Genomic DNA, 16,619 nt, shown 5'->3' with positions numbered 1-16,619 from the left:
ATACCCGTCGTTTCGCTGATAGGGTAAACGCTCCGAAAACGCCAATTTCAGCACTAGTCTGCGGTGGTCTGGATTTCCAGAAACCCATATCTTCCAAGGGTTTGACAGGAACCTTAGGGCAAGTTCTATATTTTTGGATGCCGCGTACTTTGACACGTCGGTTTGCGCCAGCTTTTCCTGAGCAATTAGCTTTTCTTCTTCCAGGCGTTCGATCTTGCGCTCATAGGCCTTCGCGGCATGCACGCTTCCTGTTTCGCCGATGCGATCCAAGAAGGCGTCAATTTCCTTCTCCAGTTTGGATATGTGCTTTGATTGCGCTTTCTTGCGCACTGCAAGTTGTTTAGAACGCTGCGTCCAGGTATCCGCAAACATTGCTCTAACTATACCAATCAAGCCCGGAGTGGGCCGCATTGTCTTGAGCAGGTCTTCAAACTCGCCCTCCATGACATCGCGAGGGACCGACTTGCCGTACGACGTACAGGACTTTGTTTGACACAAGTAGTATGCGTATCGTCTTCCAGTCCCAGAACGAGACTCACAGCTGCGATAGGGCTTGCCGCAGTCGCCACAGCACACAAAGCCACGCAATGCAAACTTCTCACCAGGGTTCTTGCGCTGTGGAGCGATAGCCTTGGCTTTCAATCGTTCGTGAATCTTCTCGTGTGTCTGTACAGAGATCAGGCCGTCATGCCGTCCTTCTCGCAAGGCGATCCCCCATTTCGGTGCTTGTACAAACCCGGCGTACAGCGGATTGCGTAGGATGTCTGAAACCTTCTGGATGCGAAGGCCGCTGGCTGGTTTCGGGAATTCCGGTTCGGCTTGAAGGAATGCTAGGACTTCGCTCTGTGTTTCTAATAGCCCCGAGGCAAAACCTTCCAACGCATCGGTGACTATTGAAGCAATGGGTTCATCACGAACAAGGATTTTGCCTTCGCCGCGCGTTTGAACGTACTTGTATCCAGGCACTTTCTTGAACACCCAATAGCCATTTTCGATACGGGCCTTCATTCGGCTGACGGAGGTTTCGGCGATCTTCTCGCGCTGGTGCTGCGATACGGAGGCCAGCAGGTTCTCGACAAGCTTGTCGTCGCTGGTTGTCCCGAAGGTCACGGAGGGGCTTTCCAGCTTTCCCCCGGCCTTGTCCAACAAGTCGCGCAGCTTCCAGTGAACGGTCACATCGCGTGAGAACCGAGAGAGGTCGTCAATAATGACGGCATAGGGACCGTCCTCTTGCGCGAGCAACCAGCCGAGCATCTCCTGCATGGCCGGGCGGTCCAGCATGCCACCGGAGACTCCCTTGTCATGGTAGACCTTGACGACCTCATACCCCTTGCGCCGGGCATAGTCTTCACAGCGATGCTGTTGCGATGAAAGCCCATCACCCTCATCAAGCTGCTTAATGCTCGAAACCCTGCCATAAATCACTGCCTTGGTCGGTACTTGTGTCAATCGAAGCCTCCCTCTGCCCTCGTGCTCTGCGTGGCAGTTTTCTTGTTAAAGCATTCGGGTAAGTCAGAAGGCAATTCTACCATTTCCGCGCTGGTTTCGGGGGCCGTTTCATCCTTCTCCAATTCTTTTCCACAGGCGTTTTCTGCGGGTTTGACCTCAAACCCCAAATCCACAAACGACACCACCAGCAACCAGAGCGCCTCAAGCACCTGTTTTCGTTCTTCGGCGCTCATATCAGAGCCATCGAGCATGGCCTGATACTTATCCACATCGAGCGTGAGCGTTCGGCGGGTGGGCGGTGTGTCGGTCTGAGTTGGCATCTCGATTGGTGTTCCTTTCTAGCTGGTGTTGGCTGCCATGGGTTTGTCCTCTTCCAGAGCAAACAAGGCGGGCATTTTGCCCGCCTTGCCGCTACTCAGTTGGTACGCAGTGAACGCAGGCGGGGTGTCATCTCCCACGACTGGGACCTCGGTCCTGTTCATAGTGGCGCGCTTCATCCTCACGACGGCGCTCCTTGAATTCTCTGAGTGTTAGTCGGCCATCAACAGGCATTGCTTCCATTTGCAAATCGAAGCCTTGGCCGTCCTTGTGTGCCCAGGCGGCACCCAATCGCGTCCAGACAGCGTCCTGATCCGGTCCACGATCTTTGACCGTGTAGCCGATGTAGTCCGGCTTACGCCCACCATCGCGGTGCGGCGTTCCTTCCTGTCCGTTTCTGTTTTCTCTTTGGGTCATCTCGATCTCCTTTCTGGTTTAGAGGATAGGAACAAAACAAGAACATATAATTTCACAATTGGCAAGAAGTATATATTTTACATATACTTAAATGTGAATTGGGGCGATGAAGATGTGGATTCTAGCGGACCACGCGATGAATGTAACCAACGACTGAAGCGACTGCGTCAGCCATGTCGTAGCCCATCTCCGCCTTGGTCAGGCGGGCTAGACGGATGATCTCTTCTTCTGTGTAGTGCGTCGCGTCCAAGATCAGATCGAGCGTTCTCCAGGTGAGGACGAAGCCATCGACAGTTATTTTCCCGCCTCCGGGTGTGCGAAGGGATCGGGCTTTTCGCTCCAGACTGGCTTCAATTTCTAGCTCGGTCATAAATCGGATCATCTTCAGATTGTATCAAACCTCCTGTTTTTCATGCAAATTTAGCTCACCGACCGCGCTGGAAGTCTTCGTGAGCGCGGCCCTTCATGCGCCCGAGCCGCTCGCGCAGGAACTGAATGCGGCGTTCGTTTTCGGCATGGCCCGACTGATCGACCTCGCGCCGGGTTGTTCCACCCGGTTCGAGATGGAAGTCATGCGTCGGTTCTTCACGCAATTTCTCGCGGGCTCTCAGCTCTTTCTTGGTCACAGGTGTGTCGGTGATCCGCTTGTGGCGGTCATGGGCCTTCTTGAAGTCTTGGCGGAACTTCTCTTTGAGATGGTCCATTCCTTTCTTCTCCTTGTCGTAGTATATGCGCGGTTGCTGCCGCTTGGTCTCCCTGAGATCACTTTTCGGGCTTATCGAAGCCTGCGTGGATTGGGACGGTAACCTTCGACGTACTTCCATGTGCCATGCGCGTATTGCGGCAAATGAGCGAAGGCCTCAGGGACCCGTTCCTCAATGACACGGGCGGTCTTCTGACCCCACCGTGTGGCTATGCGTACGCGGTCATCTGGCGGATGGAATGGGTTTGGCAGGTACTTTCCAGCGAACTCCCGGCGCGCAAAATAGGGGAGCTTACGGGCATAAAGGGGATGAACGTTTTTGCCGGAGATAAACGCAATCTGGCGGTCCTCAGGCATACCCATGATTTCATCCGGCGTCATTAGAAGTCGTGCCTGCTTGCTGCGATGGCGCTGACTAAACCCATGCGAGCGCATGTTACTAAAGGCCCGCATCGGATCACTGCCATTCACGAAATCCATGGCAGCTTTGAACCGTTCACGCCGGGCGGCTTCTTGTTGAAGCTGATCGTCATACTCCAGCGTTTCGTGACCGAGCATGTCAGAGACCATCTTGGCGGTCTCATAGTCGCGGACACCAAAGAACTGGCGCAGCACAGATGAGCCGAGAAAGGTCTGGAGACCGGATTGGCCGTAGTGATCGGTGATTTGCCCGACGTCCTGAAAGAAGCTCCAGGTGGATATACCGCTCCCGCGTCCGAAAGTGATCGCCTGCTTGAGGCCCTCAAACTTCTTGAGTTGGCCAGCCTCATCCATCAGCAGTTGAATGCGCGGCGCAGAAACGTTGCGTGACCTGTAGAGCATCATTGCCGTAGAGACTGTTCTGAAGGCCGCGCTCCAACGCTCAAGGTAGTCAACCGGAACGACAACGAAAAGCGAAGAGGGTCGAGCCGGATTACAGAGGTCTGCGAGACGGAAAGTGGGTCTCTCCAACGAGGCCTGGAGCATAGGGTCATCCAGAAAGTTCAGATGGCCTGAGATTTCCCCAATGATCGATCCGAACTCACGCGGGCTTTCCACTTGTTTGGTGATCATTTCGCCCGCTGCCGCGCGCACGCCAGCCATCGAAGATTGTAGCATGAAACCCAAGAAGCGTTCCCATGCATCGCGATCACCTTCGATGGTACAAATTATCCGCCAAATGCTGGGGAACGAGACGGAGCCGTCACGCTCCACCAGAGCCTTGACGATGTTCTTGAGCCACTCGTGCGCGCGAAGTTCAAAGTATCGGCCATCCGACGAGCCAGACATTGGCAGCAGACTAGCAACGATGAACTCGCAATCTGCGTGAAATGTCCGGTTGTTGATATCTAGTATTTCGAGCGGCTGAATAGCCTGAGACCCCAGGCCGTGCATGCCCGTCGGGTTCCAAATCCACGCATAAACACCCGCAGTGGTAAGCGCCGGAAGCGTCACAGATGCGATCTCCCCACGTGGATCAAGAACCACTCGCGGTTTAGTGGGGTTCGCAAGGATTTCTGGAATCAGGATTTGACTCGTCTTGCCCCCACCACTCCCGCAAATCGAGATGAACGGCGCGTCAGCATCCAGAGATAGCGGCTGTCCATGTTCGCCATAGCCAATGCGGCTCCCTTTGCCATTGTGCAAGCCCGCTCGACGCTCACCCGCTGAATTCTCGAAGCGGGTACTGCCATAGCGAAACCGCTCGTTGTTCTTGGCATTCATGAGCCCGTGCCCGGATTGTAGGTCAGAGAACCGCCGATTGCCTTGGAAGCCGACTCCAGTGCACGGTAGCGCATTTCGTCGCTCATCCCGTTGTTCGGGTCAGTCACTGCCAAGATAAATTTGTAGTATCGGTCGGTTTGTGCCTCTTCTTGTCTTATGCGCACGTCGCGGATCATCTGAAGACGTGCTTCGAGCACCTGACTGATATAGTGAAAAGCGGCTGCGAACACCGCGCCAATTGCGGCAAGAACTCCAATCAGTTTGACCGTACCAACGATGCGACGTTTGGTTTCGGCACTTGCAGCAATCTGACTTGTGCGCACCCGTTCATCCGCCTCAATCTGAAGGCGTCGCTCCTCAGCCTGGGCTTGGAGTTCCAATTGGTGCATACGCAGTTCGTGGGCGCGCTGTTCTTCTGTCTTGCATCCAGCCAGCGCGAGGCAAACGGCAATACCTGCAACGATGCGTCTCATGGCCTTACGCCCCCGCAAGCCGCAGGATTGTCCCTGCCGCGAGCCCGGCGAGCACAAGCTTGAAGAAGCCATGCACCGGAAAGAACACCAGAGCGGCGGTCGCGATGCCCCATCCCACCTTGTAAAGATCAGTGAACCCGTGGCCGTAGCTGTTTTCCAGCAGGGGTGTAACCCAAGGTTCAGTCGCACTGTAGATGACGGGAGCACCTAGAAACGCTGCGATTCCGGCGAATGTGACGGCGACAGGGGAGATGCCCTGTTTTTGATCAGACATGATTAATCTCCAGTGTTGATGGTGTATGGACAGACCGGGGCAAAGGAGCCGTCATCCTCTGACAGGAAGTCCAAAGGATTGACCGCTACGAATTTGCGGCGATCTTCGAGGGTGTTTTGATCAAGGCGGGCGTGTTCGCCCTTCGGATCAAGGACGGTAAGCGGATTGAACGCGGTCGCGGAGTCCGCTTCGTGCTTCCGTTCGGAAGCCTTTGCAATGGTCTTCATATTCGCAGCCCCGGTTAGGGACAGCGACCCGGATCGCCGTCATGTGACGACTCAGCAAGTTATGCTGTTGAAGAGAGAGTGGGGGATTTTTCCCCTACTGTCAACTGGGTTCGGATTTTACCTTGGGGACAAGCACTAGACGAGCTTCATAATCTAAGGCGTCCGCATACTTCTGAATCTTCCGAAGAGTGGGACTGTGATCCCCGTCTTCGAATTGACGAATATCCTTAGTTGCCATGCCGGTCGCTCTGGAGGCCGCAGACTTGTTAACGCCTAAGTCCTCGCGCGCCTGTCTGAACATCTCTCCTACGGATTTAGCGTCTGCCGCTGCCTGTAGTTTATCATCTTTCAAATCGTTTGGCGGAAAAGCCCGCCGTGCTTTAACTTTAAGTTTCTTTTTTGATCTTCCTGTAAATTCTTTCGCGAGAAATTCGTGAACCTCTCTGAATGTTTTTTCAAAGCTATGCTTCAGATCGTTGAAAATCACACTGTTTGACAAACTCAGAAATTCATCTTTGAATATCTTTAAAACATTGATTATAGTTGTTTTTTCTTGCTCCGTCAAACGGCTATAATTCTCTTCTTTTTCTAGTTCTGTCTTTGTTTTTTTGTAAGCAGATCGTGAGTACAGAGGCAAGCTCTGCAAGCGATTGTAGCTAGCAAAGTCGAGAAAATCTCTATTTCGATTTACCAGACTCGCCAAATATACGTAATTTCGAAGATGCTCGACCCAAACTGTCGTATCTTTGTCTTCTGCTTCTTTTAGAAATGTAAGATACGCATTATGCGTCTTCGTGAGTTCGGATGCAATTAAGGAAAAAAATCGGTCGCCTTCACTTTTTGAAATCTCTCGTTTTTTATTTTCACGGAGATGGTTCACAAACTCTTGGGCTTCTAAGATGCTTTTCGGTGGACTTCCCAGTTCGGCTTCTTCTATGGGCCAAAGTACTTTCTCTGCCATTCTGATCCTACCTACCTCAGCCGCACAATCGTGCTGTGCGATACGCCATAATCCCTGCCGATCTCACGGGCACTTTCGCCAGCTGCCAGCCTCTCCAATGCCCTACCACGTTGATGATCTGAAAGCTTGGGCTTGCGACCGGGTTTGATACCCTTCTGCGCAGCGATCTTCCGGCCTTCCTCAGCTCGCCGGACAATGCGCTTGCGTTCGTCACAGGCAATGGCCGATAGCAGCCCCAACAGTGCTTTGCCCAGATCAGTTGTCAGATCGAAGTATCTGCGGTCGAGCACTTTCACAAGCGCCTGGCGTTCTGCGATCCGGGTGATGATGTTGATGCCATCCTGATAAGAGCGGGTCGCCCGGTCCCATTCTGCTACGACAAACACGAAGTTGGTCCCAAGCGCGTCTATGGCTTTTTCAAGCTGGGGACGGCCCCTGACGGTCTTTCCTGTAGAATTGTCAGAGTAAATCTTATCGCAGCCTTCCGCCCGCAAAGCGGCGATCTGGCGATCCAGATTCTGCCTGGGGTCGCTGACGCGTGCGTATCCGATCTTCATGCCTCGAGGCTTAGCATAGAGCAATCTATTTTGCACCGTAAATTTGCACCGCGTTTCAGTGTTTCGATATCGGTAATTTTTCGGTGCGGCGCTTCCGTTCAGGCTCTCAAGCCGCCAGTCGTGGCCTTCCCGGCAACCTCCCTTCCTTCGCTGCCTCGGCCATCCCCGCCAACGTCCTTTCACGGATGATCTCTCGCTCTAACTGGGCTACTGCGCCGAGGATGTGGAAAACAAACTCACCCATTGCCGTTGAGGTATCGATCTTCTCGGTCAGAGACTCAAAAGCGCATCCGCGTTCGCCCAGATCATTATTGAAATCGATCAAATGCCGCAGCGACCGCCCCAGACGATCCAACCTCCAAACGATCAGTGTATCGCCCGGCCCAATCGCAGCCATCGCGGCATCCAGAGCAGGGCGGCTCTTCTCCGCACCCGATATCCCGCCATCCTCGAATATCTCATCACATCCGGCGGCGCGCAGCGCCGAGACTTGTAATGCAAGGTTCTGTTCTACGGTAGACACGCGTGCATAGCCGATTTTTCGACTCGTAGTGTTTTGGTTCATGGGAAAGGCCCTCATCAAGTATGTGTTGAAACAAGCTTGGAGACCGCGCATCCCGCGCGATCCCTGCAACACACTCTCTGAGATAAAAAAGGACCCTTTTTCGGATATCGGCGATTTTGCCGTTTCCTGAGCCTTCGCGTCCACCAAAACCACTATACATCAGTGGCTTAACTTTCAAAACGAAACGTACCACAAAAAACACCCCTCTTGCAAGAAAAAGGGTCCTTTTTCTGGCTTAAGATCAATATGTTAAGCTATATAAAGCCCAACTCCGCCCAACGAAGGAACGAAGCATATGGCTTTGGAAAAACTCAGAGAAAACTTCATTGGACGCGCCGTCGGAGCGGGAATGCTTGGCTTGGCTGCGATCACACCGCTATCTGCCACCGCGCAGGATGCGAACCCCACAGAAGCCGCCGTTTGGACGGACGAGCTTCGTGAATTGCACGCAGCCAGAGACGCTGCGAATGAGCACGCATCCATTCATGGTGCCGCCATACTGCTGCATGTGGGGATGGACATCCAAAACCATCCGCAACGCGACGCGGTTCTAGAATGGGTTGCTGAAACCTACAAAGGCCACTTTGCGCCGCACGGTATCGAAATTGAGGTCTTTCCGAGTATGAACGATGCCCCTGCATCAGGCCTAGAATATCGCGTTGGCCCAAAACCCTACACACCCGTAGGGCAACCAGATCCATTGTTGGACCTGCAAACAGGTGTTGACCCGGCAATAGTCGCGGATGTTGCTCAACAAGCGGCACTGCAGCGTGAGTTGGCGCTAAATATCCAGCCCGTTGTCTCACCGGGCGGCTAAGTTGGCCGGAAGTCACTTTCCAAAGTTTGATCAACAGAAGGATTGTCACCGCTCTTATTGGTTGATGCCTCAGCGAACTGATGCTTCATATCCTGAGACGCGGCACTCAATGTTGGTGAGAAGCCTTCCAAGAATGACGCACTATTGGCATGTGCAGCGGCGGACTCAAATTCGCTATCCCTAAAGCCGTCATGCCCTTTGTCACCATCGACAACAAGCTGCTCTGATTGAGCATTGGTGGCGTATGCATCGGCGGCGTTAAGGCTGGCGGCAATTTCAGATTGGGCTTCCGCTCTCACAGTATCAAAGTCTTCGCCGCTATTGAGGCGCTGGTCCTTGTCATTGACGCTTGCGACAATTTCCTGTCTGAGTTCATGATCACGAAGAAAACGCGCCACAGGATCATCGCTATATTCAGGTTTGATTGACCCGTCTTCGTCCAGAATCTCTTCGATAATCTCTTCCATGATCCGACGCTGATATTCCATCTCACTCTCACCAGGGCGGCGTTCCGGCAAGTCGCCTAGAATGTCTTTGGCATAGTCTTCAAAACTGCTTCCGGTCTCTGCTTCAATGTCCTCAATGAGCTTGGCCAGTTCTTCATCTGATGTGCCTGCGACAACGTTTTCAGCAATAAACGCGTCAAGCTCGCCCTGTTGCATCAGCGCGACCCAAAGGGCAACATCATTGCCTGCACGCTCGGCGGCATTTTGGCGAGAAGCAAGTTGCTTGGCAGTCTTGGTCTGAGCATCGGAATTGGCGCGACCGGATACACTGACAACGGACCCGCCCGGCAAACCCAATAGCTCTTCTTGTTCCCTTGCAGATGCACGTTCACTCATCTCTTTGGAATGCAGGCGTTGCGGATCAATCTCTACACCAAGTGCAGGTTTGCCAGTAATATCCTCCATATTGGCCCTGAAGGCGCTCAAACTCATAGATCTCTCCCCAATTCACACGACAATCCCATGCGGTCTGTTAGCCGACCATTGTTCAATTGGGATTGAAAAAGCTTCCAGAAGCAGAGCACCTTCCAAAATCTACGTTGGCAACTTCAAGCCAAGGGCGCAACTTCTGTATTTGTGGTTGCTCAAACCGAGCAATAACTACGCTATGAGTGTAGCGAAGATTGGTTAATATTTTATTATGGAAATAGGTGGCATTTTAGACAAATGCGCTCGAATATTCACGCTTTGTTAAGAGTTTCAATCAGGTTTTGCAGGAAGGCCCTATGGGACTTTCGAATGGAGCGCTGTTTCCCGGTTCTGATTTTATGCAGTGTGACAGGACCAAGCCCTTCTGGGGCGTGATTGGCTTTCAAAAGATATGGAACCGAAAGACTGGTTTGATCCAATGCGGCGTTAAGCGCCTCTACCAATTTCGGTTCCAGCGCGACACGCGACGCGGACTTGTCATAGGTGCTGGCACCGTTGCTTCCCTCGGGTAGTGACTGAAGAACTTCCAGAACGGAGGAGAGGATTTCAGGATCGACGGTCTTGAGAGTGTCATTGTAAAGGATTGACGAGATCATTCCCGCTGTAACACGGTCATGGCCGGGTAATTCTCTGGCAACGATCTGGCTCTTGATCGCATAGGCACCCCATCCTGAGTTCTTTTGAAGCATCTGCACTCGTCTGCAAACCTCGCGTGAGAATGTTTCGCGTGTGCTACTTTTCCTGATCATGCGCGCCCCGTTGCTGAAAATACATCTTACCATCAAATATCGGAGCGGTTGAGCTAAGCACCTTAAAATGAAAAACTTCTCCACAAATCTAACCAACGTAGCGAATGAGTTGCGCCGCGAATTGGTAACAATGGGATTTAGTCTTTAACAGCGATCAAATTCTTGAGTTCTTTTGCTCTCTGGCAAATTCGCGAAGGGCAGGTTGAAGTAATAAAGCTCTAGAATTAGGTCATAAATATTGACATATTTTCGTGATCTGCTATTGTTTGTAGACTGTGCGCGAAACGGATCAAAAAAGAGAAAGGGCCTGGGAGGCATTTCAAAAAGCAGCCCAAAACGTCCAAGAAGGTGCTTACAGCTTGGAGTTACTACGCCATGCTCGGGTGTTTTCAACGGCACCGCCCGAAGAACATGAAGGCTGGGAGATAGGAATTCTTGCCGCAAGTGCTCAAGGGAACACGCAGGGTGTAATTAGTTTTGGTAGACAGTTATACGATTGGGCACAAAAACACGGCTATTCTTCGGTACTCACATTTCTTGCATCATCCGCGCTGCTCGCCGCCTGATGCTGGATGAGTTTTTCCAACATAACGGTGCGTTCTTTTGCTTCTCTGTTGGGATCAAGGATAACATTTATCAGATGCTCATAAGTATCGTCTGAACCCACATTTGAAAAATCCGCATTGTATATCGGAGGCACTCTGGAATACTCGGATTCCGTAGGCGCGTCTGCCATTGGCAAAGTTAGCTTGTCTTCCTTGATTTGCCTCCAACCGGCCTCAAATGCCCTTGCCAATTCATCATCGTATCCGCGCGGGAAAACGTTGCGCCGAATGAACTCTCGATCCCCAAAAGAAAGATTAACCTCATTTGCCCATGAGGATTCTCCCAATTTCTCTGCCATAGTCTTATGCTTTTTCGAGCGATGTGCGCGGTACACCACGTTGAAACGCATAAACCAATAATAAACTCGCAACATCTCTTCTCTCGACAAGTTGTCGAACGGGTGAAGTTTGCGCTCAAAGTCGATGAACTCAGTATTGACCGTTAAGACCTGATTAAATCCTTGCCAGGCCAAGTTATGATTGTAGGTACCCTCGCTCCTAGCGCTTCGTCGATCATACAAAAAGATGCCGACGATAACGGCGACGGTGATGGCAGATATGAGAGGGGATAAAACGGAAACGTAGGCTTCCCAGGATTCCACAGTGGTTTGAGGTAAAACGTTATCCATACCTCTGTATATAAAGCCATTTAACGATAATTTTAGACAACATAACTTCCTTGTCAGCCCGTGTAACAAAAGACATCGGCATAAGTGCGGGCGTGAGACGCGCTTGCGCCCCGGAGCTGAAAACTGACAATTCTAGAAATCTTGATCCAACGCCAAACGTATTCTCACGCTGCACTTGTGGCCCTGTTAGAGTGCTACCTCTGGTCATACCGCTTTTTTTTTGAGTGTCCGTCTTACGCAAGATGTGCGTGGTAGTACCACGCATCTTGTGCTGCGGGCGGCTTCGCCGTCCTCGGCAAGGAGAGCGTGCCGCCCTCCGTTGCATCCTCCCTGCAATAACCCGAAAGATCAGTCTTCATTGACGGTGAAAAACTGAATGCTATCCAATTCGAACTGTCTTTCGCTCCATTCCGTGCTTTGGACATTTCTCCTGATTTCGTCTCTGACAATCCAGCCGAACAAGGCCTCCAACGTTCGTAGTTGCCCATGCCGACTCTTCAGTTTAGCGACAGCATTATTGAACTGAAACCAGGTGCAGAATGTCACGTTTTCCGCGTTTTCGAGCTCAAATCCGAAATGCGCAAAGTTCTTCGAAAGAACGAGAAGGTAAATCTTTGGCTTGCTCGATTCTTCAGGCAACCCAAACTTGTTGCGTATTTCATGGTCACTTGCCTGCGATAGCCAGTTTTGAGTCGCCTTGATCCACTTTTCACACTCAGCAACAAATCTCCTGGATCGATTTATCCTTGCGTTTACCTCTGATCCAAAGCTGTCCTGAGACTTGAGTTGAACAAGCACAATAGTGTTGGATTTGTTATCAGCGGCTGACAAGTCGATGTCTGTTAGCTCTTTACCATCTGCCTTGAGTTTCACATTTCTCTTGAACTTTACGCCGCTTACACAACTACGCAGCACTCTTTCGGTTGCGCTCTGAAAGGAATGTTCGCGGGTTTGCTGGTTTCTGTCGTAGTCCTTGGGGAAGTGATGCCGCAGACCGTTCAGTAGAATTTGCAATGGTTGTTCTTGTGCGCCAGCTATGCTCCGGTAGACGCTCGTATCCGAGAATTCGAACAGCATGGGGGCCGGAGCCCCATTGGGTTTCAGTAATTCGATGTTTTCGCGGCGCACGGAAAGGACGTTGTATATTGTCTCAAGTTCACTGCGCGTTGTGAATGTGAAGCCCGAAAAAGATGGGCCATACATATCGAGCGCATGCCCCATATCCTCAATAAATCCTTCTTTGTCTGATGAAATGGTAAGAATGTTTCTTTGATTGGTATCCGGGCTCTTCGCGAGCAATTCTCGGCAAAAGAGCTCGTGTTTTAGAGCCAGAGAATAGATATAGACGACGGCAAGAACATACTTAGAGAATGTGACCCCACCAAACTTGAGGTTGAACTTAAATGTGTCGAAAGCTGAACTGGTGGACACATAAAAATAAGCCAGCCCGAAGAAGTGGTCGTCAATAGTTGGATGCGCTTCGTATCCGATGAAATACTTCCGATACGCAAAAACCCGATCTCGCGCCAGTTCGGATAACTCTTTTTCCAGCCCCTTAGTGGATTCCAGCGCTTGGTATGCGTTTTGGTAGATTGCTAACCCTTGCTCTCGAAAGTGCCTTTCAACCGCCTCCTCATACGCATCGTAGTCAACCCATGTCTTTGGCAGTACGAATGAAAAGGAAGATTCTGAGTTTTGACTGAGTTCCAAATCTCCGATTTTGGAGGCAATCGCCAGCCTTCTCCCATGTTCAATGATTCCAAGCCGAAGTATTGTTGCTCGGGCTCTGGAAGCCAGTGCCTCATTGTGCACAGGCATTATGGTGGGAACCGTGTAGCTCTTGTGGCAGGAAAGAGCGATTGAAAGAGCGCGCGGCAGTCCGAGCCGCAACAAGTAGTGAAGCTCAATGAAGTCACCACTGAAATCTTTGCCTTGGTTTTCCTTGTAATTCAGAAAAAAAGAATCGTATTCGCGCAGGGCATAAACTGGAAATAGTCCGGCAGAGTCCGTGCTAAGCTTTTGTCTGACCTTGCACTCCTCGACCTCCAGGGCATCCATCAAGGTGTCAAACGGCTCGTTCACAATTTTTCTCCGCGGTCTTTAAGTTTCACCTTCATGCTACCCCCGGTGCACGAAGGTACCTGATCGCTCACACGAATTCATGGGGATTTTCCTGGATTCTGCAATATGTTCACTTTATGTTCGAGTTTATGTGTGGTACTCTGGGACTCAAAGTGACATGATGTCAAAAAAATACCCAGAGAGGTCACATGACAGATACAGGCACCTTTCACGCGTTACGTGAAAAAGCGGGACTAAGCATTGACGAAACCGCTGAGTTGATTGGAAAATCTCCCCGAACAGTCAGGCGTTACGAGGATTGCGGTGACGAGGACGGCAACGCACCCGCACTTGTCATGGACGCGCTGAAACGCATTATCAAAGAGCGCTCTGAGCAGGCTGGTCGTAACCAGGGGAGTTTTCGCTTCATCGACCTCTTTGCGGGTATTGGCGGCTTACGCATTCCATTTGAAGAACTTGGCGGAAAATGTGTCTTCACGGCGGAGTGGGACAGATTTGCCCGAACGACCTACGCTGCCAATTTCCCGGATGGGGAAGATCATGAGTTTGCCGAGGATGTCCGGCCTTATGCCAAAGACCCGGCAAAAGTACCTGCACACGATGTCCTGCTCGCGGGATTTCCTTGCCAGCCTTTTTCGATAGCAGGTGTTTCCAAGAAAAACTCGCTTGGACGTCCTCATGGTTTCATGTGCGATACCCAGGGCACATTGTTTTACGACCTGGCCAACATCATCAAGCACCACAAGCCCTCTGTTTTTCTCCTTGAAAACGTCAAGAATCTTGAGCGCCATGATGGCGGTAAAACTTTTGCTACCATTATGCACGTGTTGAAAAAAGAACTGGGATATGAGGTACATACACGGGTAGTCAGTTCCGATCCGTGGGTTCCGCAAAAACGCGAGCGCATTTTCATTGTTGGCTTCCGGGAGCCATCGTCATTTGATTTCGACCAACTTGATGTTCCTGATCGACGCCAGCCAGTCCTTGGCGACATTCTGGAACCCCGGGTACTTGAGAAATATACGCTGTCTGAAAAGCTCTGGGGCTATTTGCAAGGCTACAAGGAGAAACACCAAAGCGCAGGCAACGGGTTTGGCTTCTCCTTGTTTGGACCAAACGATGTGACCCGCACCCTTTCGGCTCGTTACTACAAGGACGGTTCAGAAATTCTAGTGGAGCAGAAAGGCAAACGACCGCGACGTTTAACGCCTCGTGAATGTTCCCGGCTGATGGGGTTCGACACACCTTCCGGGCACAGCTTTGAAATCCCGGTCTCAGACACACAGGCTTACCGCCAGTTTGGCAATGCCGTTGTTGTGCCGGTGGTTCGGGCCGTTGCGGAACTCATGAAACCTCACGTGTTTGAAGCCGTTGCGCTCGAACATGACCTTCCATTGCAAAAGGAAATGATGCTGAGAACTTCTAGTGGTTGATATTGTAACGAGGGAAAAGAGATCGGAAATGATGTCGGGCATTCGTTCGACAAACACAAAACCTGAAATTCTTCTCAGGAAAGGTCTCTTTTCCAGAGGCTACCGATACCGTTTGAACGTTAGAACGCTCCCCGGCAAGCCGGACCTCGTATTCTCCCGCTATCGGGCTGTCATATTCGTAAACGGATGCTTTTGGCATGGCCATAGCTGCCATCTGTTCAAATGGCCATCTACGCGTCCTGAATTCTGGAGAGCAAAGATTGAAGGGAACATGGCACGTGACCGAAGAGTATCAGGTGAGATCGAAGCTCTCGGCTGGAGACAGGCCCGCGTTTGGGAATGCGCGCTGAAAGGCAGAACCCGAATTGGCGTGGCCAATGTCGTTGAGACTTGTGACAAATGGTTGAGAAGTGAAAGCAATTTTCTAGAAGTACGTGGCTCATGAAAAAAGGTTTCTTGTCAGAATACTTTACTGGCGCGGGTACGAAAATCCTCACGCGCGTTGATGCAACACCAAAGTCGAACCAGCACGAAGTGGGGGATGGCCATCAAGGGCAAGTCTTGATGCGCATTCTCGGGGATCAACCAAGAAAGCGGAACAATCGCTTCAACGCTAAATTTATCTGGTTGTCCGATGAGCAGGAGACAATCACCGAAGAAGGTTTGCTCTCATGGTACGACACCCGTGAGAACCAGCCTCATAGAAGCGCTGAATGGCGATTGTATTACCAGACGAACCCGGTAACCAGGATGATGGGAGAGGGTGACAGGCTATTCGTCGCTCGCCGTCCCGACGACACGGTTTTCTTTATCGTTGTTCCGCAGTCCAGCACCATTGCGTCCCAGTTGATGTGGTTGTTCGATCTCGAATACCAGCCTGACTTTGGCGAATTCGCGGTACATGAAATCGAAGACGGCAATGACGCTACGCTGGACTTCATCGCACGTCTCATTCTCGATGAGATCGGCGTTGAGTATGAAGATCCAAATGCCAACACAATTGATTCCATTATCGAGAGATTTGGATTCGAGTTTCCCTCGACTGCCGAATTCAGTGATCTTGCGCGCCTTACTCTTCCAGAAATAGATGCACGTGATGGTTCAGATGAAGCTCTTGTCGCCTGGCTGGATCATGAGGAAGCAATGTTCAGGCGACTGGAAAACCGAATTGTCGCAAGAGATATTGAACAGGGCTGGAGCAAGGACGGGAAAACAGACGTGGACGCCTTCATTAAATACTCACTTGGCGTTCAGAACAGGCGCAAGTCCCGAATGGGGCACTCATTCGAAAACCATCTTTGTGCGGTTTTTGATGCATATGAACTAAAGTATGATCGTCAGGTGAAGACAGAAAAAGGCAAAAAACCCGATTTCATCTTCCCCGGCGAGCGCGCGTATAATGACGAGAAATTTTCTGTCGAACTGCTGACGATGCTTGCTGCAAAGTCCACGTGCAAGGATCGGTGGCCTCAGGTTTTGCCCGAAGCGGAGAGGATACCTCGAAAGCACCTTGTGACCCTTGAACCTGCTATCAGCGAGCCCCAGACGACAATGATGAAAGACTCAGATGTGCAATTGATCGTGCCTGCGAAGATTGCCGAGAGTTACACGAAAGAGCAGCAAAGCTGGTTGTATTCAATCAGGGATTTCCTTGATCTAACTACGCGTAGACAAAACCAGAGCTAACTAGCGTCAAGACATTGATCTTAAGTCGACGTTGA

Annotated in this window: 19 protein-coding genes and 1 pseudogene; 4 read left to right on the top strand and 16 right to left on the bottom strand. The window is 51.2% G+C overall.

Going from position 1 to position 16,619, the window contains the following annotated elements; genetic code table 11:
• Positions 1-429: 429 nt before the first annotated feature.
• The 12 genes and pseudogenes from ACR0DG_RS20530 to ACR0DG_RS20475 all read right to left on the bottom strand — a co-directional run.
• A pseudogene (locus tag ACR0DG_RS20530) lies at positions 430-1,425 on the bottom strand (recombinase family protein); the annotation flags it as partial.
• Between the two features lie 20 nt (positions 1,426-1,445).
• Positions 1,446-1,769 (bottom strand): hypothetical protein, encoded by a 324-nt coding sequence (locus ACR0DG_RS20525; RefSeq protein WP_480700220.1) that lies wholly within the window; start codon positions 1,767-1,769, stop codon positions 1,446-1,448.
• 127 nt (positions 1,770-1,896) lie between these two features.
• Positions 1,897-2,184, bottom strand: coding sequence for a hypothetical protein (locus tag ACR0DG_RS20520; RefSeq protein WP_480700219.1), 288 nt, complete (start codon positions 2,182-2,184; stop codon positions 1,897-1,899).
• A 121-nt stretch (positions 2,185-2,305) separates the two neighbouring features.
• On the bottom strand, positions 2,306-2,554 hold the full coding sequence (locus ACR0DG_RS20515; RefSeq protein WP_480707309.1) for a hypothetical protein: 249 nt from the start codon (positions 2,552-2,554) through the stop codon (positions 2,306-2,308).
• Positions 2,555-2,609: 55 nt separating this feature from the next.
• Positions 2,610-2,888 carry a hypothetical protein gene (locus ACR0DG_RS20510; RefSeq protein ID WP_480700217.1) on the bottom strand — a complete coding sequence of 93 codons (279 nt, stop codon included), beginning with the start codon at positions 2,886-2,888 and terminating at the stop codon, positions 2,610-2,612.
• Positions 2,889-2,959: 71 nt separating this feature from the next.
• Positions 2,960-4,591, bottom strand: coding sequence for a type IV secretory system conjugative DNA transfer family protein (locus ACR0DG_RS20505; protein WP_480700216.1), 1,632 nt, complete (start codon positions 4,589-4,591; stop codon positions 2,960-2,962).
• A complete protein-coding gene (locus ACR0DG_RS20500) occupies positions 4,588-5,064 on the bottom strand; it encodes a hypothetical protein (protein ID WP_480700215.1) in 477 nt (158 codons plus the stop codon). Before ACR0DG_RS20500 ends, ACR0DG_RS20505 begins: the two co-directional genes overlap by 4 nt.
• 4 nt (positions 5,065-5,068) lie before the next feature.
• The gene (locus ACR0DG_RS20495) at positions 5,069-5,338 is read right to left on the bottom strand and encodes a hypothetical protein (protein WP_480700214.1); all 270 of its coding nucleotides are present in this window, start codon (positions 5,336-5,338) and stop codon (positions 5,069-5,071) included.
• Between the two features lie 2 nt (positions 5,339-5,340).
• A complete protein-coding gene (locus ACR0DG_RS20490) occupies positions 5,341-5,565 on the bottom strand; it encodes a hypothetical protein (protein ID WP_480700213.1) in 225 nt (74 codons plus the stop codon).
• Between the two features lie 100 nt (positions 5,566-5,665).
• Positions 5,666-6,526 (bottom strand): helix-turn-helix domain-containing protein, encoded by an 861-nt coding sequence (locus ACR0DG_RS20485; protein WP_480700212.1) that lies wholly within the window; start codon positions 6,524-6,526, stop codon positions 5,666-5,668.
• An 11-nt stretch (positions 6,527-6,537) separates the two neighbouring features.
• Positions 6,538-7,083 (bottom strand): recombinase family protein, encoded by a 546-nt coding sequence (locus ACR0DG_RS20480; protein ID WP_480700211.1) that lies wholly within the window; start codon positions 7,081-7,083, stop codon positions 6,538-6,540.
• Positions 7,084-7,189: 106 nt separating this feature from the next.
• Positions 7,190-7,648 carry a recombinase family protein gene (locus ACR0DG_RS20475; RefSeq protein WP_480700210.1) on the bottom strand — a complete coding sequence of 153 codons (459 nt, stop codon included), beginning with the start codon at positions 7,646-7,648 and terminating at the stop codon, positions 7,190-7,192.
• A 295-nt stretch (positions 7,649-7,943) separates the two neighbouring features.
• Between ACR0DG_RS20475 and ACR0DG_RS20470 the strand changes: the two genes are divergently transcribed.
• On the top strand, positions 7,944-8,465 hold the full coding sequence (locus ACR0DG_RS20470; RefSeq protein WP_480700209.1) for a hypothetical protein: 522 nt from the start codon (positions 7,944-7,946) through the stop codon (positions 8,463-8,465).
• On the opposite strand, the gene ACR0DG_RS20465 is transcribed toward ACR0DG_RS20470, so the two are convergent.
• The 4 genes from ACR0DG_RS20465 to ACR0DG_RS20450 all read right to left on the bottom strand — a co-directional run bounded on the left by ACR0DG_RS20465 (position 8,462) and on the right by ACR0DG_RS20450 (position 13,465).
• Positions 8,462-9,403 (bottom strand): hypothetical protein, encoded by a 942-nt coding sequence (locus tag ACR0DG_RS20465; RefSeq protein WP_480700208.1) that lies wholly within the window; start codon positions 9,401-9,403, stop codon positions 8,462-8,464. The two genes, ACR0DG_RS20470 and ACR0DG_RS20465, sit on opposite strands and share 4 nt — an antisense overlap.
• 248 nt (positions 9,404-9,651) lie before the next feature.
• Positions 9,652-10,089: a hypothetical protein gene (locus ACR0DG_RS20460; RefSeq protein ID WP_480700207.1), complete on the bottom strand. Its 438-nt coding sequence runs from the start codon at positions 10,087-10,089 to the stop codon at positions 9,652-9,654.
• Positions 10,090-10,663: 574 nt separating this feature from the next.
• Positions 10,664-11,383, bottom strand: a complete 720-nt coding sequence (locus tag ACR0DG_RS20455; RefSeq protein WP_480700206.1) for a hypothetical protein — start codon at positions 11,381-11,383, stop codon at positions 10,664-10,666.
• Positions 11,384-11,731: 348 nt separating this feature from the next.
• On the bottom strand, positions 11,732-13,465 hold the full coding sequence (locus ACR0DG_RS20450; protein WP_480700205.1) for a hypothetical protein: 1,734 nt from the start codon (positions 13,463-13,465) through the stop codon (positions 11,732-11,734).
• A gap of 188 nt (positions 13,466-13,653) precedes the next feature.
• On the opposite strand from ACR0DG_RS20450, the gene dcm reads away from it, so the two are divergent.
• The 3 genes from dcm to ACR0DG_RS20435 are packed head-to-tail and all read left to right on the top strand — an operon-like array spanning position 13,654 to position 16,584.
• Positions 13,654-14,898: a DNA (cytosine-5-)-methyltransferase gene (gene dcm, locus ACR0DG_RS20445; RefSeq protein ID WP_480700204.1), complete on the top strand. Its 1,245-nt coding sequence runs from the start codon at positions 13,654-13,656 to the stop codon at positions 14,896-14,898.
• Positions 14,891-15,343 (top strand): very short patch repair endonuclease, encoded by a 453-nt coding sequence (locus ACR0DG_RS20440; protein WP_480700203.1) that lies wholly within the window; start codon positions 14,891-14,893, stop codon positions 15,341-15,343. The genes dcm and ACR0DG_RS20440 overlap by 8 nt, the downstream gene beginning before the upstream one ends.
• Positions 15,340-16,584 carry a type II restriction endonuclease gene (locus ACR0DG_RS20435; protein WP_480700202.1) on the top strand — a complete coding sequence of 415 codons (1,245 nt, stop codon included), beginning with the start codon at positions 15,340-15,342 and terminating at the stop codon, positions 16,582-16,584. Before ACR0DG_RS20440 ends, ACR0DG_RS20435 begins: the two co-directional genes overlap by 4 nt.
• Positions 16,585-16,619: the final 35 nt, after the last annotated feature.

The sequence above is a fragment of the Ruegeria sp. BG8 genome, from assembly GCF_056538325.1.
Note: the sequence above shows the minus strand (reverse complement) of the source record. Positions and strands in the feature narration are given on the sequence as shown.